Source organism: Wenyingzhuangia sp. 2_MG-2023 (assembly GCF_030548295.1).
Taxonomy (GTDB): domain Bacteria; phylum Bacteroidota; class Bacteroidia; order Flavobacteriales; family Flavobacteriaceae; genus Wenyingzhuangia.
The window spans coordinates 49,293-72,368 of record NZ_JAUOSB010000007.1 but is presented as its reverse complement, the minus strand read 5'-3'; the positions used below and the strand labels follow the sequence as shown (position 1 = coordinate 72,368).

General features: G+C 32.5%; 16 protein-coding genes. 4 read left to right on the top strand and 12 right to left on the bottom strand.

All coding sequences use genetic code 11. The features are described 5' to 3' along the window. Positions 1-3: 3 nt before the first annotated feature. The 9 genes from Q4548_RS09635 to Q4548_RS09595 all read right to left on the bottom strand — a co-directional run bounded on the left by Q4548_RS09635 (position 4) and on the right by Q4548_RS09595 (position 13,575). Complete coding sequence (locus tag Q4548_RS09635) at positions 4-2,385, bottom strand: GAF domain-containing protein (protein WP_303454244.1); 2,382 nt, start codon at positions 2,383-2,385, stop codon at positions 4-6. A 74-nt stretch (positions 2,386-2,459) separates the two neighbouring features. Further along, entirely contained in the window at positions 2,460-3,779 is a 1,320-nt protein-coding gene (gene der, locus Q4548_RS09630) for a ribosome biogenesis GTPase Der (RefSeq protein WP_303454241.1), read from the bottom strand. A gap of 67 nt (positions 3,780-3,846) precedes the next feature. Next, positions 3,847-4,425: a Crp/Fnr family transcriptional regulator gene (locus Q4548_RS09625; protein ID WP_303454237.1), complete on the bottom strand. Its 579-nt coding sequence runs from the start codon at positions 4,423-4,425 to the stop codon at positions 3,847-3,849. A 90-nt stretch (positions 4,426-4,515) separates the two neighbouring features. Continuing rightward, positions 4,516-5,106: a Crp/Fnr family transcriptional regulator gene (locus Q4548_RS09620; protein ID WP_303454235.1), complete on the bottom strand. Its 591-nt coding sequence runs from the start codon at positions 5,104-5,106 to the stop codon at positions 4,516-4,518. A gap of 104 nt (positions 5,107-5,210) precedes the next feature. Continuing rightward, positions 5,211-6,461: a glutamate-5-semialdehyde dehydrogenase gene (locus tag Q4548_RS09615; RefSeq protein WP_303454232.1), complete on the bottom strand. Its 1,251-nt coding sequence runs from the start codon at positions 6,459-6,461 to the stop codon at positions 5,211-5,213. 2 nt (positions 6,462-6,463) lie between these two features. Continuing rightward, positions 6,464-7,534, bottom strand: a complete 1,071-nt coding sequence (proB, locus tag Q4548_RS09610) for a glutamate 5-kinase (RefSeq protein WP_303454230.1) — start codon at positions 7,532-7,534, stop codon at positions 6,464-6,466. A 1,189-nt stretch (positions 7,535-8,723) separates the two neighbouring features. Next, positions 8,724-9,605: an AraC family transcriptional regulator gene (locus Q4548_RS09605; protein WP_303454228.1), complete on the bottom strand. Its 882-nt coding sequence runs from the start codon at positions 9,603-9,605 to the stop codon at positions 8,724-8,726. Positions 9,606-10,010: 405 nt separating this feature from the next. Continuing rightward, positions 10,011-11,894 (bottom strand): membrane protein insertase YidC, encoded by a 1,884-nt coding sequence (gene yidC / locus Q4548_RS09600; protein ID WP_303454226.1) that lies wholly within the window; start codon positions 11,892-11,894, stop codon positions 10,011-10,013. 64 nt (positions 11,895-11,958) lie between these two features. Beyond that, the gene (locus tag Q4548_RS09595) at positions 11,959-13,575 is read right to left on the bottom strand and encodes a CTP synthase (RefSeq protein ID WP_303454225.1); all 1,617 of its coding nucleotides are present in this window, start codon (positions 13,573-13,575) and stop codon (positions 11,959-11,961) included. Between the two features lie 299 nt (positions 13,576-13,874). Between Q4548_RS09595 and rpmH the strand changes: the two genes are divergently transcribed. From rpmH to Q4548_RS09580, 3 genes are all read left to right on the top strand, one after another. After that, positions 13,875-14,033 (top strand): 50S ribosomal protein L34, encoded by a 159-nt coding sequence (gene rpmH / locus Q4548_RS09590; protein ID WP_303454222.1) that lies wholly within the window; start codon positions 13,875-13,877, stop codon positions 14,031-14,033. A 127-nt stretch (positions 14,034-14,160) separates the two neighbouring features. Next, the gene (gene carB / locus Q4548_RS09585) at positions 14,161-17,016 is read left to right on the top strand and encodes a carbamoyl-phosphate synthase large subunit (protein WP_303454219.1); all 2,856 of its coding nucleotides are present in this window, start codon (positions 14,161-14,163) and stop codon (positions 17,014-17,016) included. 176 nt (positions 17,017-17,192) lie between these two features. Then, positions 17,193-17,843, top strand: a complete 651-nt coding sequence (locus Q4548_RS09580; protein WP_303454217.1) for a T9SS type A sorting domain-containing protein — start codon at positions 17,193-17,195, stop codon at positions 17,841-17,843. 211 nt (positions 17,844-18,054) lie between these two features. On the opposite strand, the gene Q4548_RS09575 is transcribed toward Q4548_RS09580, so the two are convergent. Both Q4548_RS09575 and Q4548_RS09570 read right to left on the bottom strand, forming a co-directional pair. Continuing rightward, positions 18,055-18,585, bottom strand: a complete 531-nt coding sequence (locus tag Q4548_RS09575; RefSeq protein ID WP_303454215.1) for a hypothetical protein — start codon at positions 18,583-18,585, stop codon at positions 18,055-18,057. Positions 18,586-18,631: 46 nt separating this feature from the next. Further along, positions 18,632-19,783 (bottom strand): MFS transporter, encoded by a 1,152-nt coding sequence (locus Q4548_RS09570; protein ID WP_303454212.1) that lies wholly within the window; start codon positions 19,781-19,783, stop codon positions 18,632-18,634. 123 nt (positions 19,784-19,906) lie between these two features. On the opposite strand from Q4548_RS09570, the gene Q4548_RS09565 reads away from it, so the two are divergent. Then, positions 19,907-22,213: a type IA DNA topoisomerase gene (locus Q4548_RS09565; protein WP_303454209.1), complete on the top strand. Its 2,307-nt coding sequence runs from the start codon at positions 19,907-19,909 to the stop codon at positions 22,211-22,213. Positions 22,214-22,261: 48 nt separating this feature from the next. Here the strand turns inward: Q4548_RS09565 and Q4548_RS09560 are convergent, their stop codons facing one another. Beyond that, positions 22,262-23,032: a hypothetical protein gene (locus tag Q4548_RS09560; protein WP_303454202.1), complete on the bottom strand. Its 771-nt coding sequence runs from the start codon at positions 23,030-23,032 to the stop codon at positions 22,262-22,264. Positions 23,033-23,076 lie beyond the last annotated feature (44 nt).

The window sequence follows — 23,076 nt, the reverse complement described above, 5'->3', positions numbered from 1 at the left end:
AATTTATTTTGTTGTCAATTCTGCAGCTTGCAAAAGTTTTTCAAAAGAAAGGTCATCATTGTTCTTTCTTTTGAAATTTATTTGAACTAGCAATGCTTTCAAACCAGAAACACCTTGTAGGTCTTCTATATCAACATATTCAATTTCTCCAATAAAATAATCAAGTTTGCTCAAATAGGCAATGTACCTTATGTATTCCTGCAAATCTTGTTCATGTGTATAAACAATAGCTATTTTTCCAGCTTGTGTCAAACGTTTTTGCGTACCTTTTATATAGGATTTGTCTATTCTTTTTTTGATAATTTCATAACGCATGTTGTAAGCACCATCTACATCAAATTTTTTCTCATCCATTCTAAATTTAATGTCTAGAGGTAAAGAGTGGACTAAAATTAATGAGGTTACTTGTAAATTGATATCGGTATGATCATGGTCAATTTTTTTTGCAATATATTCCAATTCACATTGCTGTTGCAATTGCCACAAACGTAGGTTTTGAATGTATAACGGGTGGAATTTTTTTACGTTTGTAATACTAGCTCCAACATACAAATTGTAATCCAAACCGTCAGTTTTGAATCGCTCGTAATAATGAGGATAGAAGTTCTGAACCTCAGTTTGAGCTTTGTCTAAATGTTTAGCCAAATTAGAATTTAGATGTGTGATGAAATCTTCGTAAGCTTTACGTTTTTTATAAACAATTTTTAGAACAGGATCTATTTCTTCTTCGTACGTTTCTATGTGTTTTTTTAGGTCTTTGTTGCTAGATTTTAAGTGCTCTAAAATAGGATAGATTTCATTTTTTAAAAAATCAGTAACCTGTAATTCATCAGAAGTTTTAATTCCTTCTTTGATAGAAATTAGAGTTTCTTTTAAACGATGAGACAATTGTTTGTAAACAATCAACGGTTCTTTTGTGAAAATAATTTCAAACAAAGAAATGGTTTGTTCTAATTGATTGGTTAAATCTTCTTGAATAGCTATATTTCTAGCAGTAGAAGAACCTTTTACATCGCATTGACCGTAAAGTGGATAAACATTTTTAAAAGAAATATTTTTTAATCTATAGTTGTTGTCACTGGCAAGGCTAGAAATGTACTCATCGGCTGCATTGTAGAATTTCCATTTTACACTTGGGTGTATGGTGGTGTAATTTTCTTGAATTACAGATTCCATCAGATTTTTTCTTTCTTCAATTGATCTTTCAACTGTAATAGCCAAAACAGGTATAATATCTCTTAGCTTGTTTGCATTGATAGAGTTCAACTCGTAAATATTAGGTGAACCTAGTTCTAAAATTGCTAAAAAATTATTATTCAGTTCAATAGGAACCAGAATTATACTCTTTAAATGATTGTTTGTTGTTGTTTTGTAAAAATTATTCTCTCCGCTACTTTTTGCATAAATCTCTAAATCTGGAATGGCCGTAATTAATGTAGATTTAAAAACTCTATTTACAATTCCATTGCAAAAATGTTTCTCAGGATCACCACACACGTCTTTTGAAATTAAACTATGGTCAAGATTGTAGTTGATGAAATCTACAGAGCTTTGTAAATCTTTATTGTAAATAGAAATCCCCAATTTAAGATGGTTGATGTTGTACAGTTTTTGGATGTACTTTTCTAATTGTGTCAGACTGTCAATATTTCTCTGAATAAATGTGTTTTTAATGTTTGAAATGGTTTCGTCTTGTGTAACATCAAAAAGATTAATCATACCAAATCCTTTAAAAATATAGGAGTTGGGAGGAAATTTTTCTTTCCAAATATCAATGTTTTCGTAATTGTTTAACAACAATTTAAGATCTTCTTCGGTGATATCTGGAGCTGATTCTGTTTTTATAACGTTAGCAAAATCAGCATTGTACAAAGCTCTGTAGCTCTTAATCGTATTTGTTTTTATGTCTGGAATGTCATAAAAAAAAGGACGTTTAAAATCAATATGAATGTCATATAGATAACCTAATATATAAACACAAGAAAGAATATAAATGTTTTGATTGTCAAAATTACGAATGTCAAAAACGTAATCTTCACCAGCGTTGTCTATAATTGACTTGAATCTTTTTGACAGTAAAAAAGATGTCATGTCAAAAGGAATAGAAGCGGCTTTGATTTCGTTGGTTTGTAACAAATCAGGAAAAAGGATAGAGAGTAATTTCTCTATTTGTTTTTCATAGGTTTTTAGTAGATTAAAATCCGTAAAACCATCTCTCAGTACAGGAAATCCCTCTAATTCTTTTAAAAGGTTTGTTGCTGTTGAGTGAAAAACATTTTCTGTGTTTTTTGTTTGCTCTTCTAGGTACTCATAAATTTTTTCGAAACTTATGAGTACCTTAAAAGGTAATTCTTTATTTTCTAAAGGAGTCTTTAAAATGTACATACATCAATTGTGTATATTCTATAGTGAATATACAAATAATTTGTCGTTAAAAATAAATCTTCCTAACGAGTGAATTATTTTTGTCTAAAATATATGGTGATAGGAACACCATTAAAATTATAGATTTCTCTCATTTTATTTTCAAGAAATCGTTTGTAAGGTTCTCTAATATATTGCGGTAAATTGGCGAAAAATGCAAACTGTGGTGTTGGTGTTGGTAGTTGCATACAATATTTAACCTTAATGTACTTACCTTTTACAGCTGGAGGAGGATAGTTTTGAATAACTTCCAACATTGTTTCGTTTAGTTTACTAGTTGCAATTTTGTTAGTTCTGTTTTTGTGTACTTCTACAGCAGTTTCTAGAGCTTTTAACAATCTTTGCTTGGTGATTGTAGAGGTAAAGACAATAGGTACATCTGTAAAAGGTTCTATTTCTTTACGAATCATTTGTTCGCATTTTTTCATGGTGTTGGTCTCTTTGTCTAGTAAGTCCCACTTGTTCACCAAAATAACAATACCTTTTCTGTTTTTTTGAGCCAGCCAAAAAATATTTTGGTCTTGACCTTCAAAACCACGAGAGGCATCAATCATAAGAATAGCAACATCACAATATTCAATAGCCCTAACAGCTCTCATTACAGAGTAAAACTCAATATCTTCTTTAACTTTTGATTTTTTTCGAATTCCAGCAGTATCTACTAGTTTAAAATCAAAACCAAATTTATTATACACAGTATCAACGGTGTCTCTTGTGGTTCCAGCAATGTCAGTAACAATATTTCTATCCTTACCAATTAACGCGTTGATGAAAGAAGATTTTCCAGCATTGGGTCTACCAACCACAGCAAATCTTGGTAATTCATCATCTTTATTAATAATTTCTTCATCGCTTTCAATTGCTGGCATTTCTTTAACCAATGCATCCAAAAGTTCACCAGTACCACCTCCATTTATAGAGGAGATGGTATAGTAGTCACCTAATCCTAAGTTGTAAAATTCATAAGCATCCGCTTCACGCATTGCATTGTCAACTTTATTGATAGCTACAAAAACAGGTTTTTTAGCCTTTCTCAATAAGCTAGCCACAGTTTCATCTAATGGAGAAATACCAGAGGTTACATCTACTACAAATACAATGATGTCACATTCTTCAAGAGCCAGTATTACTTGTTTTCTAATCTCCTCTTCAAAAACATCATCAGATCCTTCTACATATCCTCCCGTATCAATCAAAGAAAATTCTTTTCCATTCCAGTCACTTTTACCGTAGTGACGGTCTCTAGTCACACCACTTACATCATCAACAATAGCTTCTCTACGTTGAATTAATCTGTTAAATAATGTTGATTTTCCTACATTAGGTCTTCCTACAATGGCTACAATGCTGTTCATGAAACATAAATTTTGTGCAAAGATACGCAAAATGTATGGTTATCAGCGGAAAGCTAAATTAAAGAGATTATTCTTTAAATTTTTTCTTAACTCTACTTAAAGATTCTGCCTTTACTCCTAAATAGCTTGCTATATGATACAAAGGAACTCTTTCAATAACTTCTGGAAAATTTGTTCTCAAATCAGAATACAATTCTTCAATTGTCATTGTTTTTTTCATTTCTTCTCTTTCTAAAATATGCGCATAACTTTTCAAATAAAATTTTAAAGTGTTATTTGTAAATACAGGGCATTTTGAAAAAATCACATCATACGCATTCTTAGAGATTTCAACAATTTCAGTCTTTTCAAGCGCTTGAACACTTGTTTTAGAAGGAAGACTGTTTATAATTTGATGAAATTCACCTACCCACCAATCTTCAAAAGCAAAAAAACGATTGTATTCGTTATTATTTTTGTCTTCAATAAAAATTCGTAGGCAACCTTTTAGAATATATGCTCCAGGGGTATCTGATTCACCTCTTTTGTATAAAAATTCTTTTTTCTCTAATGTTCTGTAAGAGATTAGTTTAGAGATGATTTCAATCTCTTTTTTAGGTAGTGTTACATTTTGTTTGTTATAATAATCGATAATTTTATCAAGCATTACTAATTTGTTTTTAGGGGTTATTTGTAATACTTTTTCATAGAAAACGCTGCAAATCTAGTAAATGTGGTTGAGATATTAGACAAGATTTTAATGTTTAATTTTCGAAAGTCCTATTTGTTTTCTAATTCTACTAAGCGATTCAGGCTTAATATTTAAATAAGAGGCTATATGAAAAAGAGGGATTTTTTTGTCAATTCCAGGGTGATTAGAAAGTAGAGAAAGATAGTTTTCTTGTGCGGAAAGACTTCTTTTCTGTTTTTCTTTTTTTGCAATGGAATATTTTTCAGCTGCAGAAATCTCAAGTAAAATACTTGTAGTAACAGGGCATTTTTGAATTAAAATGTCGCAAGCTTTTTTGTCAAAAGTTAGTAATTCAGACGATTCAAGGGCCTGAACGCTATATAATGCAGGTTTTTCGTGAATCAATTCATACAGGTCTACAATCCACCAGTCTTGGTATGCAAATCTTCTGATGGATTCTACACCTTTTGTATCTGTATAAAATTCTCTTAAAATGCCTGAAAGAACATAGGCACCGTGTTTTGGTGTTTTACCTTCTGGATACAAAAAAGCTCCTTTTTCTAAAGTTGTTGGTTTTACCAATTGTATTAGTAAATCAACCTCGTTAGGAGGGATTTCTTTTGTTTTAGATAGAAAGTCTATAATTCTTTGGGGCATTTTTTTACGTGATTAAGTACAATAATAGTATAAATTAAATAATTGTTGATACAAATCAAATATACTATTTTTTTATTACACCCGACACCTAAACAAATGTTAATTTAAGAGCGGATTTGTCCATTTCCTTTTACAACCCATTTGTAAGAGGTAATTTCATCCAAAGCCATAGGTCCTCTGGCGTGAAGTTTTTGAGTACTAATACCAATTTCAGCTCCCAAACCAAATTGTGCACCATCAGTGTATGCTGTAGAAGCATTGGCGTAAACAGCTGCAGCATCTACAATATTTAAATATTTAGCAACCGTGTCTGCATTTTCAGATACAATAGCTTCACTATGTTTAGAACTGTATTTAGCTATGTGATTTAATGCAGTATCCATATCAGCAACAGTTTTGATTGCCATGGTATTGGCTAAAAATTCTGTACCAAAATGTGATTCGTCTGCCTTATGTAGCAATTCTTTTGGGTAGTCGGTTAATTGTTTGTAAGAACTTTCGTCTGCATAAATAGTAGTTCCTTTTTTAGCTAACTGAGAAGTTAATTTGTTTAAATTTTCTAATTGTGACTCATGAAGTAACAAACAGTCTAAGGCGTTACAAACACTTACCCTTCTTGTTTTTGCATTGGTTATAATGTCTGTTCCTTTTTGAATATTTCCATCTTTGTCAAAATATACGTGCACAATTCCGGCTCCAGTTTCTATTACAGGTACTTTTGCGTTTTCTCTAACGTAGTTGATCAATCCTTGACTACCACGTGGAATAATAATGTCAACATAATCTACAGCATTTAACATTTCTGTAGTTGCACTTCTGTCTGCTGGTAAAAGTGTTACAATGTTGCTATTGATATTGCGTTTTTCTAAAACTTCTTTAATCAAATCTACAATGGCTTTGTTAGAGAATTCTGCATCGGAACCTCCTTTTAGGATACTTGCATTTTTAGTTTTAAAACACAACGAGAATACATCAAAAGAGACATTTGGACGAGCTTCGTAGATAACACCAATAACACCAATTGGTACTCTAATTTTAGAAATGTCCAATCCGTTTTCTAAAACTTTATTTTCTAAAACTTTTCCTACTGGACTTTTTAAATTGGCTACATTTTTTATGTCTCCTGCAATTCCTTCTATTCTTTCTGCGTTTAATAACAAACGATCGTATTTTGGATCGTTTTCATCCATGCGTTCCAAATCTTTTTGGTTTGCCTCTAAAATAGTATTCGTATTCGCAATAGCTTTGTCTGCTATTTCCACCAATACTTCATTGATTGTTTGGTTGTCTAATTCTATTAAAGATCTGCTTGCGTTTCTAGCGTTTAGAAATGTTTGTTCTAATTTTAATTCCATGTTTACTTTATTGTTAAGTAATTGTAGTGCACTAATGCAGGTTGGTTGTGTTGTTTTTGCAACACTTTAGCTTTCTCTGCACTATAAGAAGCTTTTCCATAACCTATTTCATTGCCTTCTAAATCTAACAAAGCAATGATATCACCTTTTTTAAAATCTCCTTCGATTTTTTCTACGCCAATGGGCAATAAACTATTGGCCTGATTGTTCAATAGTGCTTGGTGAGCACCATTGTTGATGAATACTTTTCCTTTTGAAAAAGTTTCTGAATTTTTAATCCATTTTTTTACTGCGCTCTTGTTTTTGTCAAATTGAGCTTTAAAAAAGGAACCCGTTTCTCTTGCTAAGAGTTTGTTGGTAATGTTAGATTCAGTTCCATTTCCAATAGTAACATTCACACCTAGCGCAGCTATTTTAATTGCTGTATTTACTTTTGTTAACATTCCTCCACGTCCAAACTCCGATTTTTCAATACTGATAGCTTCGTCTAGATTGATTTCTTCATTGTAAAAATCTCGAATCAATTTAGCATTTGGTTTGCTTGGGTGGTCTGTAAAAATACCATCTACATTGCTTAAGATTAACAATTCATCAGCTTGAACCATTGTTGCTACTAAGCCAGACAATTCATCGTTGTCAGTAAACATCAATTCTGTAATGGAAACAACATCATTTTCATTAATGATAGGAGTAATGTTACATTTTAACAAAGCTTCTATGCAATTGACCATGTTTAAGTAGTGTTCTCTAGTGCTAAAAGATTCTTTGGTTATTAATACTTGAGAACAAGTTAGTTGATGTTCTGCAAAAAAAAGATTATACAGATTCATCAATGCAATTTGACCAATAGAGGCTAAAACTTGTCTTTTGCTAACGGCATCTAAATTTGCGGGTAACTGTACCAAAGATCTCCCTGCTGCAACAGCTCCAGAAGAAACTAATACAATTTGATAGCCTTGGCTTTTTAGCGATGCAATTTGTTCTACAATGTGCTTGATACGTGTTTCATTAGGAGCCCCTGATGAAAGTGTAAGTACATTAGAACCTATTTTTATGACAATCTTTTTAGACATAATATAAATTACTGAGATAGCTACTGTTAAATTAGTAAATACGCTTGTGCAAAAGTCGTGTTTTTTTAAGGATTTTACAAACTAGTTAGTGATGGATCGTAAAATTGTGTTATTTCTAATAGACTGTGAAAAACAACAACTTTTGTAGTTTTTAAACAAAAAAATGTTCAAAATGCAATTTTTTGTTTAAAAATGGATGTGTTTTAGAATTATGAATTTTCAAGAGAGTTATGTTGCAGTCTCTTGAGTTTTTTTGTTCTAGTTGAGAATTGACTAGTGTAAATTTTGCCCACTTATCAATTTAAATTCTAGTTAATTGTTTTGATGCTTAGGTAAAAAAAACACAATAAAAGTAATACTATAGTATGATGATTGACTTGTTGGATAAACGTACTTTCGGTTTTTATAGCGGATATGTCTTTTTGCATGCTATTAGGTTCTTTTTTAAATAGGTAGAAACGTTTTCATTTATATTTTAGGGGTAGACTATATGTGAAAAAATAAGGGTTTAAGTTCATTGTATTTACCTTGTATAGAAGAGACATGTGTGTAAAAGAATTATATCTGTTAAATAGAGATTTTGGGTATCGAAACAGGTTGAGCTTCGTATTAACCTGTTTCTTTCCCTTTTTTTGAGTAGTTTTTTTGTGGTTGAAAATAGAAGTTAAAATCTTATTGGTTTTATAGTGCCCTTTCATTGTTCAAATTAACGGCTGAATAAAAAAGGCCACTCTAAGAATTAAGAGTAGCCTTTGTAGGTTTGATTGTTGTGAGTTGAAATATAAGCTTCTTATAATACCGATGAGTGTTCAGTCTCTGGTAATAAAGAATTCTTGAGGTATTTCTTTGATTAAGTTATGGATTTCAGACAAAGCAATGAGTTCGTTTAATAGTTACAGGCTCTTAAATACTTCTTGTTTTAAAATTTGTGAATTTAATCTTTTCTTGTGCTTAAAATCTTGTCTTATTGGTAGCTGTTTTCCATGATATCTATAGCATGAATTCTAGTTTTTTTTGTGAACAACAACAGCAAATAAAAATCTATTTTTGAAAATCAGAAATAGAATGTTTCGGGTTTTTACGATGAAATAATTTGTCTAACTGTATCAAATCAAATGTATATTTGTTGCGTTCGTTGTTAAAGGTGATCTGCTGTATGTCTTCATTTAAAATAATTTAAGTTCTTAGATTAGCAACAAGCGCTACGCTTTAAAATTTGATATTCTCCGTTTTTTTTAAACTCTCGAATAGAGATTCCTGCATATTTTTTAAAGGTTTTAGATAGGTGACTTACATCTGTAAAGTCTAGTTCATCTGCAATTTCTGTTAAGGTGTAGTCGGAATTTAACAAGCGAATTTCTACTAATTTTAGTTTTGCTTTTAGAATGTATCCTCTCAATGGCATTTTTACTTGTTTTCTAAAAAATTCACTAACATAGGTTGGAGACATAGAAAAAACATCTGCCAAGTGTTCTATTTTTAGATGATCAGATTGATGTAGATGCTCGTTAATATATGTTAGCATTTTAGTGATTCTTTCGTCAGTTGGATTTTCTGCTACTTCAAAAAAATTACTTTTTTTAATGTTTCTAATTAATATTTCTAGAATACTTGTCATTAAGCTCTTAATTAGTGTAACGGATTCTTTGTCATAGTTTCTAGATTCTTGTAAAATCATAGATATTAACATTTCTATATGCTGATGGTCTAAATTGTTTTTGATGATTTCACCAGGCAATTGATTGTAGTTAGAAAGAATGTATGAAGCCTCTCTAAACCATTCATTTCTGTCAATTGAGATTCGTTCAATATTTCTAAAAAAAGAATCTGTGAATTTTAAAAACACAAATTTTGAAGGAGTGCGTATGTTAAAGGAATGACATTTTAAAGGCGGGAGTAGAAAAATACTTCCTTGGTTGTAGGGGTGATGGTTGTAGTTGATGCATTGAGTTCCTTCTCCTTCTTTGATCAAAACAAGTTCAAAAAAATTATTTTTTACAGGACGTTGTTTCCATTCAGATAAGTTTATTTCTTGTATTTCAAAAGGTTTATAGGTGTCTAATACTTTCATTATTTGCTTTTTTGTTTGTCAAAAGTAATTAAAAAAGATTTTTAAGGTGTTAAAAACCTTTTTTGATACATTACTGTCCTTTCAAGTTACTGTTTTAGAGTTTCTGTTTGTTTTACCTTTGTTTTAAAAAGAATAGAAATAAAAAAATAAGATGAAAGTAATAGGTTTTAAAGAAAGTTTTTCAACAGAAAACGATTTGCCAAAACAACAGTCTTTGAGTACTTCGGAAATATAAATGCAGAGAATTTAAGAAAAGCTCATGTTTTGTTGGGGGCTGAAAAAGCCAAAGTGAAGATCGTTTTAGAATTTTTTTAAGTAATTAATTTATAGGTGTTTTAAAAATAAAAATCCCGTTAAGACTTATTCTTAACGGGATTTTTATGATAGAAAGAAGTTGGTGATAACTTATTTCTTTTTGTTCTTTTTCTGAATTTCTTGTTGTACTTGCGCTTGTTTCATAGCATCGTCTAAACGCTGTTTGAACTTGCTAACCTTCTTAGGTTTTTTTCTGTTTTCGTGAATTTTAGCTAATATTTTTTCTTCGTCAATCACGTAAGTTTTAATTACGTACATGATGGTTAAAGTTAATAAGTTAGAAATGAAGTAATACAAACTCAAACCAGAAGCGTAGTTGTTAAAGAAAAACAACATCATGATTGGTGAGAAATACATCATCATTTTCATCATTTTCTGCATATCTGGCATTCCTTCTTGTGCAGGTTGTTGCATGTTCATTTGTTGACTTTGGTTCATTCTCATGTAAAAGAAAATAGCAATAGAAGCCAAAACAGGAAATAAACTAAAGTGATTTCCGTAAAAACTAGAAACTAGTGGAATGTTTGTAGACCATTCAAAAACGCTATCGTAAGAAGCTAAATCATCAGCCCATAAAAAAGGTTGTTGTCTTAAGTCTATTTCTGATGGGAAAAAACGGAACAAAGCAAAGAATACAGGCATTTGTAACAATGCGGGTATACATCCTGCCATCATATTGACACCAGATTTTCTTTGTAGTGCCATAACCTCTGACTGACGTTTCATTTGGTTTTCTTTACCAGGGAATTTTGCGTTGATCAAATCCATTTCTGGTTTTAAAACTTTCATTTTAGCACTAGATACGTAAGATTTGTAAACCAACGGAGACATTAACAAACGAACTACTAAAGTCATTAAAATAATTACTAGACCGTAGTTTCCAATAAAGCTGCTTAATAAGTGAAATATAGGAATGAAAACAACTTTGTTGATCCATCCAAAAATTCCCCAACCTAAGTTCATTACATTTTCAATTCCTTTGTCATAAGAAGCCAATTGTTCGTGAACGTTTGGTCCTATGTAAAAATTCATATCGTAATTCAATCCTCCGTTCGTCAATGTTAAAGGAGCTGTTGTGCTAAATTTTTTGGTAGCAACAGTGTCTACCAATACATCTTGAACTAAAGATTCAGAAGTCAATTCTGCCTTTTCAAAAGGAGTTTTTGTTAATAAAATGGTAGAGAAAAAGTGTTGCTTGTAAGCAATCCAATCTACATTTTCTTCTAGCTCATCGTCTTTAGAACCTGCTGATAATTCATCAAATTTTCCATCTTCTTTCTCATAATGCAAAGCGGTCATTTGGTTTTCGTACTTGATACTTTTTTCTTGTCTATTGGCAACGTAATCCCATTCTAGGTTGATTTTGTTATTGCTGCTAATTACATTTTCTAATCCTACAGAACGAATAGAAAAATCAAGCATATAGTTGTTTGGTTTTAATTCGTAACGATATTCAAGGTATTTTGAATTGGAAACTTTTAATTTTAAAGAAACAACATCATTTTTTCCGTTTTTAGAGATTGTTGGCTCAAAAATTAAGTTTTTAGTATTGATGATTTTGTTTTCAAGCGTTCCAAATTCAATATTAAAACTAGCATTTGCATCGTTAATTAAATACAAAGGAGCTTGTTGATAAGTGGTGTAGTTTTTTAATTGAGCTTGTGTAATTTGTCCACCTTTGTTGGCGATGACTAATTTTAAAACGTCGTTTTCAAGAACAGTAGTTCCTGTTTCTGAAGTTCCTTTTGCTACAGAATAGGCAAATTCACCATACTTTTTAGCAGCTTCTAAATTTAGTAAAGAATCAGGTACTATAGAATTGTCTTCTGATTGAGTAATGGTATTGGCAATTTCCGTTTGTGTTTCTTCGGCAACGGGAGCATTGTCTTTTTGTGTAAGAGAGTACCATACAAATACGGCACCAATCAATGCAAAACCAATAAGCTGGCTAATGTCTAATTTCTTTTTTTCCATTGTGATAAAAATAGAAGCCTGTTCTTTTAAATTGTAAAGAACAGACTTAATTTGTTGTGTGAATTTATTTTGTTTGTAAGTAGTCTAAACTTGCGTTTATAAAATCTTTAAATAAAGGATGAGGGTTTAATACTGTACTTTTGTATTCAGGATGGTATTGTACAGCAACAAACCAAGGATGTGAGGGGATTTCTACTACTTCTACCAAGCCAGTCTTAGGGTTTACACCTGTAGCTTTCATACCTGCAGCTTCAATTTGTTCTTTAAAATCGCTGTTAAATTCGTATCTATGTCTGTGTCTTTCTGAAATCAATTCTTTTTCATACGCATGGTATGCTTTAGAGTCTTTTTCTAATTGACAGTCCCAGGCTCCTAATCGCATTGTACCTCCCATGTCGGTAACTTCTTTCTGGTCTTCCATTAGGTTAATTACAGGATATTCTACATTTTCATCCATTTCGGTAGAGTTGGCATTTTGTAATCCTAGTACATTTCTGGCAAATTCTATCACAGCCATTTGCATTCCTAAGCAGATTCCCATAAAAGGAATGTTGTTTTCTCTAGCATAGCGAATGGTTTCTATTTTACCTTCTGTACCACGATTTCCAAAGCCTGGAGCCACCATAATTCCGCTAAGTCCATGTAATTTTCTAGCTACATTGTCTTTGGTGATGTCTTCGGAGTGAATCCATTCTACTTTTACTTTTATTCTTTGAGAAGAACCTGCGTGTATAAATGCTTCGGCAATAGATTTGTAAGCATCTTGTAATTCTACATATTTACCAATTACACCAATTTTCACTTTGTGTAATGGGTTTTTGTGTTTTTCAACAAATTTATTCCACTCAATTAGTTTTGGTTCTTTGGTACTAGTCATGGCTAGTTTTCTCATCACCACTTTGTCTAGACCTTCGTGTAACATTAAGTTAGGAACGTCATAGATGGTTTCAGCATCTAATGAAGAAATTACCTCTTCTTTTTTAACGTTACAAAACAAAGCCAATTTACGTTTGATGTCATCAGATATAAAATGCTCAGAACGGCAAACTAAAATATCGGGGTTCAAACCATTCTGCATCATCATTTTTACAGAATGTTGCGTAGGTTTTGTTTTTAACTCACCAGCAGCTGCTAAGAATGGGATTAGTGTTAAGTGGACAACTACAGAATTGTTATCACCTAATTCCCACGTTAACTGACGAACAGATTCTACATAAGGCAAAGATTCAATATCACCTACCGTTCCACCAAGTTCTGTAATGATCACGTCATAATCACCTGTTTCTCCTAAGATTTGGATGCGTTCTTTAATTTCATTGGTTATATGAGGAACTACTTGTACCGTTTTTCCTAAAAACTCTCCTCTACGTTCTTTGTCTATAACAGATTGATATACTCTACCTGTGGTAACGTTGTTTGCTTGAGACGTGTTTACATCTAAAAAACGTTCGTAATGACCTAAGTCTAAGTCAGTTTCTGCACCATCATCAGTTACAAAACATTCACCGTGTTCATAAGGGTTTAAGGTTCCGGGGTCAATGTTGATATAAGGATCGAACTTTTGTATTGTAACTCTGTAACCTCTTTCTTGTAAAAGCTTAGCCAAAGAAGCAGCAATAATTCCTTTACCTAAAGATGAAGTAACACCACCGGTTACAAAAACATATTTCGTATTTGCCATTGTATTTTGTTTGTGCAAAAGTACAAACTTCTGTATAAATACAAGTATCTTTTACAATCACATTTTTACAAAGAGGTTAACTGCTTGATTCTCTTTTTTATGGTTTGTTTCTAGGTAATATTTTAAATATCTTTGTCTTGACATTTTCTGCCAAAATGGTTGTGAAATAAAAATATGAAATTTTAAACAAAAACATTTGTGTTTTTTAAATAATCACTTATATTTGCACACGCTTTAAGAAACCCTGTCAGTGGTTCAGCTAATTATCACATTAAACAAACGACGTAAGATATAATACAATGAAAAGAACGTATCAACCATCGAATAGAAAGAGAAGAAACAAACATGGTTTCATGGAAAGAATGGCTTCAGCTAATGGACGTAAGGTCTTAGCTAGAAGAAGAGCTAAAGGTAGAGCTAGTACAACAGTTTCTTCGTCTCCAAGACATAAGAAATAATGTTTCTTTCATTATAATATACAGGGTGTTACTTTTTAAAAGTAACACCTTTTTTTTGAGATTTTTATTTAAAATCCATTTTATTTATAGATAAACAGATTGTTATATTTGTATTAAATTTAAACGTATGCCTAAAAATCCTAACATCAAATCGGTTTTAATTATAGGTTCTGGTCCTATAGTAATTGGTCAAGCTTGTGAGTTTGATTATTCTGGGTCACAATCCATTCGTTCATTAAAAGAAGAAGGGATTGAAGTAACTTTAATCAATTCGAATCCTGCTACGATCATGACAGATCCGTCATTAGCAGACAACGTTTACTTAAAACCTTTAACTACAAAATCAATTAGAGAAATCTTAGTAGCTCATCCTGATATAGATGCAGTTTTGCCTACCATGGGAGGACAAACAGCATTGAACTTATGTATTGAGGCTGATGAAAAGGGAATTTGGGAAGATCACAATGTAAAAATGATTGGTGTTGATATTGATGCTATCAATATTACAGAAGATAGAGAGCAGTTTAGAGGGTTGATGGGGAAGATTGGAGTTGCCATGGCACCTCAGGCAACAGCAACTTCTTTTTTAGAAGGTAAAACCATTGCTCAAGAATTTGGTTTTCCTCTTTGTATCCGTTCTTCATTTACATTAGGAGGAGCTGGAGCAGCAATTGTGTATGATGAAAATGATTTTGATGAATTGTTACGCAGAGGATTGGAGATTTCTCCTATTCACGAAGTGATGATTGACAAAGCCATGATGGGGTGGAAAGAATACGAATTGGAATTGTTACGTGACGGAAACGATAACGTAGTAATTGTGTGTTCTATTGAGAATATGGATCCGATGGGTATTCATACTGGAGATTCTATTACTGTAGCTCCTGCAATGACGTTGAGTGATTCTACTTTTCAGAAAATGCGAGATTTGGCCATCTTAATGATGCGTTCTATTGGAGATTTTGAAGGAGGATGTAACGTTCAGTTTGCCGTTTCTCCAGATGCGAATGAAGATATCATCGCCATTGAAATCAATCCTCGTGTATCTCGTTCATCAGCATTGGCATCAAAAGCAACAGGATATCCAATTGCAAAAATAGCAACCAAATTGGCTTTAGGGTACAATTTGGATGAATTGAACAATCAAATTACAGGTAACACGTCTGCTTTGTTTGAGCCTACGTTAGATTACGTAATTGTAAAAATACCACGTTTCAACTTTGATAAATTTGAAGGTGCAGATAGAACTTTAGGTTTGCAAATGAAAGCGGTTGGTGAAGTAATGGGAATTGGACGTTGTTTTCAGGAAGCATTGCACAAAGCAACTCAGTCGTTAGAAATAAAACGTAACGGTTTGGGAGCTGATGGAAAAGAGGAAACGCACTACGATACCATTATTTCTAAATTGACCTATGCGTCTTGGGATAGAGTTTTTACCATTTACGATGCAATAAAAGCTGGAATTTCTCTACGCAAAATTTACGATATCACTAAGATTGATATGTGGTACCTTAAGCAATACGAAGAGTTGTTTGCTTTGGAAAAAGAAATTTCTAAATATACTCTAGATACTATTGCAAAAGACTTATTGTTAGAAGCAAAACAAAAAGGTTACGGAGATAGACAGATTGCACACATGTTAAAATGTTTGGAATCTCAAGTATACAAAAAACGTGAAGATTTTGGAATTAAGAGAGTTTACAAATTAGTAGATACTTGTGCTGCGGAATTTGCTGCAAACACTCCTTATTATTATTCAACTTTTGAAAACGTTCAGATTTCTAAAGATGGAGTTGCTGCACCTGCAAACGAATCTGTAGTTACGGATAAGAAAAAAGTAGTAGTATTGGGTTCTGGACCTAACAGAATTGGTCAAGGAATTGAGTTTGATTACTGTTGTGTGCACGGGGTTTTAGCAGCTAAAGAGGCTGGATATGAAACCATCATGATCAACTGTAATCCAGAAACAGTTTCTACAGACTTTGATACGGCAGATAAATTGTATTTTGAGCCTGTGTTCTGGGAGCATATTTATGACATCATCCGTCATGAAAATCCAGAAGGAGTCATTGTTCAGTTAGGAGGACAAACAGCTTTAAAACTAGCCGAAAAGTTAGAAGCTAACGGAATTAAAATTATCGGAACGAGCTTTGAAGCTTTAGACTTGGCAGAGGACAGAGGGCGTTTTTCTGAAATGTTGACAAAATTAGAAATTCCATTTCCTCAGTTTGGAACTGCAACCAACGCAGATGAAGCTTTAGAGATTGCAGATACATTAGATTTTCCAATTTTAGTTCGTCCATCTTATGTGTTAGGTGGTCAAGGAATGAAGATTGTCATCAACAAAGAAGAACTAGAATCTCACGTAGTAGATTTATTACGTTCTATTCCTGGAAATAAATTGTTGTTAGATCATTATTTAGAAGGAGCTATAGAAGCAGAAGCAGATGCAATATGTGATGCTGATGGAAATGTATACATCATCGGTATTATGGAGCACATTGAACCTTGTGGAGTACACTCTGGAGATTCTAACGCAACATTGCCTCCATTCAACTTGGGTGAGTTTGTAATGGATCAAATCAAGGAACATACAAAAAAAATTGCAATAGCATTAAAAACAGTGGGATTGATAAATATTCAGTTTGCTGTTAAAGATGATACCGTGTATATTATTGAAGCCAACCCAAGAGCATCTCGTACGGTACCTTTTATTGCAAAAGCATACGGAGAGCCTTATGTGAATTATGCAACCAAAGTAATGTTGGGAGTAAACAAGGTAACAGATTTTACATTCAATCCTAAATTAGAAGGGTTTGCAATAAAACAACCTGTTTTCTCTTTCAACAAGTTCCCAAATGTAGACAAGACATTAGGACCTGAAATGAAATCTACAGGGGAATCCATCTTGTTTATAGACAACTTAAAAGACGATACTTTTTACGAATTGTATTCTAGAAGAAAGATGTACTTGAAGAAATAGTTCATTTTTCATAAATAGTAAAACCTCTTTAGGATTAAAATCTTAAAGAGGTTTTTTTGTGGGGTAAAAGTACTATAATATAGAAAATATTTTTTAATAAACCTTGATGTTAGTTATAAGTACTTGTTTATGTGTTGGTTATCTTTAGGGTGAAATTGAGAAAAAATAAAAAAGCTATGAGAAAAAAAATACTTTTATTCCTATTGTTAGTAATAGGAAGTGCAGCGATGTTTGCACAATCAATCAATGTTGACGTTACTGGAGATTTTTCTATTTCTAGTGGAGATATTCTTAGTTTTGGAGTGTCACCTGGTACTCTGTCGGCGGGTGTAACAATTAAAATTGAATGTACAGATGCTCCTTCTGGAGTGATATTGAGTGATTTTACTCAAGAAAAACTAGTTTCAATAGAAATGTTGGGATTGGAGTTGATTCCATTTGACAATATGTCTCCAACAGTAGTAGGTGGTTATACTTATGTGTATAGCACTATCACACCAGCAGCCGGTGGTGTTGGGGAGCCGGTAATAGGTTCTGTGAATTCATTTATAAATACGGTTACAGATCCTGCTGTGTTGAGTTCTACAACAGTAAAATCGATAGATTTTTTTGTTGTTTATGACGTAAGCTCAGAAACCTTAAAACTGCATTACTCAGATGTAGAACATATAACAGGAGTTTCTGTTATCAATTTGGCTGGTAGCGTGTTGTTTTCCTCAAATCATTCAGAAGACTCTATTGGTTTAAGTTTCTTGCCTAGTGGTGTTTATGTGATTTCTGTAGAAGAAAATGGAGGTAAAACCACTAAGAAATTTGTTAAAAATTAATTTAAATAATATATAATCTTCTCAAATTCTAGAAAATCATCCATTTTGGGTGATTTTTTAGGTTTGTAATTCAGTGATTTAAGATAGGTATCTAATGAATTGTTAGAATTGAAACGTTTAGAATATTGAATTTCTAAAATAATGAATTAGCTACTGTATGTCTTTTTAATTCATTGATTTGGATGAATAGATTTTTTTAAAGAAAATTCAATTACTTACCTCTTTCTAAATTTAATTTAAGCTTTAGCCCAATTCCCTCTTGGTATTTTTCGTTGACGATTTTTGGAATGTAATCCGTGTTGTTTGTGCTGATATGATAACTAATTTGAAGTGAATAATTTCCTTGATATTCATTCAGTATCCCCTTAAGTGTAACTACTTGTGTAATTCCATTAATGTTTACAGAACTGTTAAACTTAAGGTCAGAGTTGTAGTTTTTTAGCAAATTGGCATTGAATAAACTTTGATTTTGATTTTTTAAAAAATCATTCCAAGCTTGTATGGGAAGTAAGTTTTCAACTGTTTTTAAGTTGATTTTGTATTTGTAACCTTGCACAAAAGGAGAAGCATTGATGGCTTTTTCGATAAGTTTAAAATCATCAATTTCTGTTTTCTTTTTAATGGGCATTGAAAAATTAGCTTGTTTTTTTTCTGGATTTACAATTAGGATGCAGTCTTCTTGTTTTTCTTGCCCAACTAAGAAAAACGATTTTAAAATTAGAAAAAACAACCACTTTTTCATGTAAAATATTCTATTGTAAAATTAATGAGATTGTCCTTAAGTTACATTAATTTTTTCGCAAAGCCAAGATGCTAGCAAGCGGTCCGATAGCAAGTAATAAAAAAACGGAAGGAATGGAGATAAATTGTAATAGATAGTTGAAAAAAGAGATGCTAATAATTGTAAAGATAAAACCAATACTAGTAGATAATGTCAATGCAGTTCCATTGTAGTTTTGAAGACATCTGTTGTTGATAAGTGTAGAGAGTAAAGGAGAGTCTGCGACCACAGTAATTCCCCATATAATTAAAAATATATAGAAAAAGATTGGAGATAAATAAAAACTAAAAGGACATAATAAACAACAGAATAACGAGCCGTACAATGCCCATTGAGCAATGGACAAACTTCCTTTTCTATTGGCTACTTTCCCTGCCAAAACACATCCAAAGGCTCCAACGCCAATTACAATAAAAGAGAGCAAAGAATTATTGATATCTAATTCATTTTCTTGTGTGTAAGTGGAAATCAACAAAGGAACAAAGGTCCAAAAAGTATACAATTCCCACATGTGTCCAAAATAACCAATGCTAGCTTTGTTAAAATCTCTTTTGGTAAATAGTTTTGGTAGGATAGAAAAATCTAATTTTTGAATGTTGTTTTTAGAAGGAGTGTCTAAAAAGAAAAGAAGAATACCTCCAACAACTGCTAAAATAGAACTGGTTAAAATTACAATATTCCAAGGCAAGTTGATTTTAAAACTAGCAATGAAATGTGGAAAAGCTGTTCCTAAAACCAATGCTCCTACCAAGACACCTAGTGCTTTGCTCACTGTTTTTGGAAAAAAATGAGCTGCAATTTTCATTCCTACAGGATACACACCAGCTAAGAAAAAACCAGTTAAAAAACGAAATAGGAAAACCAATTCAAAATTTAAGTGTGGTAATGTAATGGCAGCGTTTGAAGCAGCAGCTAATAAAATACTGATGCTAAAAACGATGTTTGCTTTGTATCTATCAGCAAGATTAAAAATAGCGTAACATAAGCTCCCTAAAATAAATCCTATTTGCGTAGCAATAGTCAGATTTGCCAATAAATCTGAATTCGTCAAATGATGAGCTTCTGCAATAGATGGTAAAACAGCATTGCTACTAAACCAAAGCGAAGTTCCAAAAAATTGACTAAGAACGATGAGTGATAAAATGAGAGTTTTGTTCATGAAAAAGAAGTTATCAAACTACAGTCGGTAAACTGTGAATATCTTTCTCCTAAACTAGGAAAACTTTCTATTATATTTGTTTTCCCGTACTTTAAATACAAAATCCAAATTTAAAATTCATTCATGAAAGTCTGTATAGCCGAAAAACCGAGTGTTGCCAAGGAAATTGCTTCTGTATTAGGAGCTAATCTTCGTTGTGATGGTTATTTTGAAGGAAATGGTTATCAGGTTACTTGGACATTTGGGCATTTGTGCGGATTGTATGCTCCACATGAATACAAACCACATTGGAAAAGTTGGAATTTAGATACTTTACCCATGTTGCCAGAACGATTTGAAGTTAAGGTAATGGAGGATAAAGGTGTTCAAAAGCAATTTAGAACTATCAAGTTTTTATTTGACAAAGCAGCTGTGGTAATCAACTGTGGAGATGCTGGACAAGAAGGAGAATTGATTCAGCGTTGGGTGATCAATCAAGCAGGATACAAAGGAAAAGTGGAGCGTTTGTGGATTTCTTCCTTAACGACAGAAGCCATCAAAGAAGGTTTTGAAAAATTAATTCCAGCAGAAAAATACGACAATCTATATTATGCAGGTAGTTCTAGAGCTATTGGAGATTGGCTGTTGGGTATGAATGCCACACGTTTGTATACCTTAAAATACGGTAGAGATAGACAGGTATTGTCAGTAGGTAGAGTGCAAACCCCAACTTTAGCAATGGTTGTAAATCGATTCTTGGAAATTCAAAATTTTAAACCACAACCTTATTGGGAAATTCAGACTACTTATAGAGATACAGTTTTTAACAATGAACAAGGACGCTATTTAAAAAAGGAAGATGGAGAGAAAACAATGCAACTTATTAAGGAAAAGCCCTTAGAGATTGTATCTGTAGAAAAGAAAAAAGGAAAAGAGTATGCTCCTAAATTGTTTGATTTGACAGGATTACAGGTTTATTGCAATCAAAAATTTGGATTTACAGCTGATGAAACTTTAAAGTTGACTCAAGGTTTGTACGAACAAAAAGTTGTGACCTATCCTCGTGTAGATACCACCTTTTTACCCAATGACGTGTATCCAAAAGTAAGAGGGATTTTATCCAAATTGACAAAATATGCAACATTAACAGCTCCTTTGTTGGCAGAAGCTAAAATTAAAAAATCAATCAAGGTTTTTAACGATAAGAAAGTAACGGATCACCATGCCATTATTCCAACAGGAGTAGAAATTCCTTTGCATGCCAATGCACAAAAAGTTTACGATATCATTACTCGTAGATTTATAGCTGTTTTTTATCCAGATAGTGATGTATCTAACACTACGGTTTTGGCAGCAGTAGAAAAAATCGGGTTCAAAACAACAGGAAAAGAGGTGTTGTCGGAAGGTTGGAGAGTGGTATTCAAAACCGCAGAACAAAATCAAGCAGCAGCTAAAAAAACGGACGAAGAACAAATCATGCCTACTTTTGTAAAAGGAGAATCAGGACCGCATGATCCTTCCTTTTTAGAGAAAGAAACCAAACCTCCTAAACAATATACAGAAGCAACGTTACTTCGTGCAATGGAAACCGCAGGTAGGCAAGTAAAAGATGATGAATTGCGGGATTTGATGAAGGAGAATGGAATTGGTAGACCATCTACAAGAGCAAGTATTATAGAAACTTTGTTCAAACGAAATTACATAGAACGTAATAAAAAGCAGCTTTTGCCAACTTCTACAGGAATTCAGTTGATAGCTACTATTCAAAACAAATTGTTAAAATCTGCAAGGTTGACTGGAGAGTGGGAGAAACAACTAAAAGATATTGAAAGAGGTACATACAATGCAGGAATCTTTATCAACAACATGAAAAAAATGGTGGATGATTTGGTAGTAGAGGTTCGTTTGTCAAATCATAGACCTATTGTGGTAGATGTAGTTTCTAAAAAAGAAGTCACGCCTGTGCAAAAGCAATCTAAAGGAGTTGCAGGGACAAATTGTCCAAAATGTGGAGAGGGACATTTGTTGAAAGGAAGCAAAGCTTATGGCTGTAGCAAATACAACGAAAATTGTGATTTTATAATGCCATTTGAGTTTTTAGGGAAAAAAATTTCAGAAAATCAATGGATAAGGTTGCTGACTAAAGGAAGTACAGTCAATTTAAAAGGTTTTGTAAACGAAGGAGGAAAAGTGGATGGAGCTGTTGTTTTTAACAACGATTTTCAGTTGGAATTGAAACAAAAGGAATCTGAAAAAAAGACAATTGTAGTTCCAGAAGTTTTGACTTGTCCTAAGTGTAAAAAAGGAAAAATTTTAAAAGGATCTGCTGCTTACGGTTGCTCAGAATACAAATCAGGTTGTGATTTTAAAATGGAGTTTGCTTACATCAAAGAAAAAGCAAAAGGAAAGGAATTGACAAAGGACTTGGTCTGGAAGATTTTGAATTCTTAAAAACACAAAACGAGCTTATTATAAGCTCGTTTTGTGTTTTGGTATTTATTAGTTAACTCTAGCCATAGTGTCTGTAATAATGGCTTGGTTGGCTGGGTTGACTCTTGTCAAAATAAAGTTCCCAAAATCATCAAAAGTACCAGCACCAGATAAGTTACCTGCTTTCATTTGGTATTTGTTATCTTCTTGTTTTAGTAATTTACCAATCAACTCATCGTTTTTGTATACTTGATACAGATTGATTTCCTTTTGTACCAATTGGTAAGTTTGTCCTCTTAATTTTAAAACAATAGTTTCTAAAGTTTCTTTAGGTTCTATGTGTGCTGGAATTATAGGTTTTTTAACCGTAGGAGGTGTAATTGCTATTGGTGCTTTTTTGGGAGTTTTTTTAGAAGGAATGTATTGGTGTTTGTTGATGTTAGGATCTTTTAACGTCAATCCAATAGCCTCATAATAACTAGGGCCAAACTCTTTAATCCTACTTTTTCCTTCAATACTAGTATAGATTACTTTACCGTAGCAATCAGAAAAAGTCAGGTTCATGGTAACGCTCAAAAAGCCTTTTTTCTCTGCTTCAAGGTGTAAAATGTCACAAGGGTCTATGTCGTCAGGAATGTTTTCTCCGCTTGTAAACGCTGTAAAATTGTATTTGTTTAAGCTCGTTTTTAGGACTTGATTGATGTTATATTCGTTCGGCTCTCTTTGAAAAGAAAGTTGTTTTGGAATTAAAATATACCCAAAATCGTTTAGCTTGTTTTGAGATTGAACGCTAAAAAAACTAAGAAATATAGTGATAATTAAAAAATGTATTTTGTTCATATGTCTACTAATAATTGTTAAACGAATATAGTGAAAAGCGAATA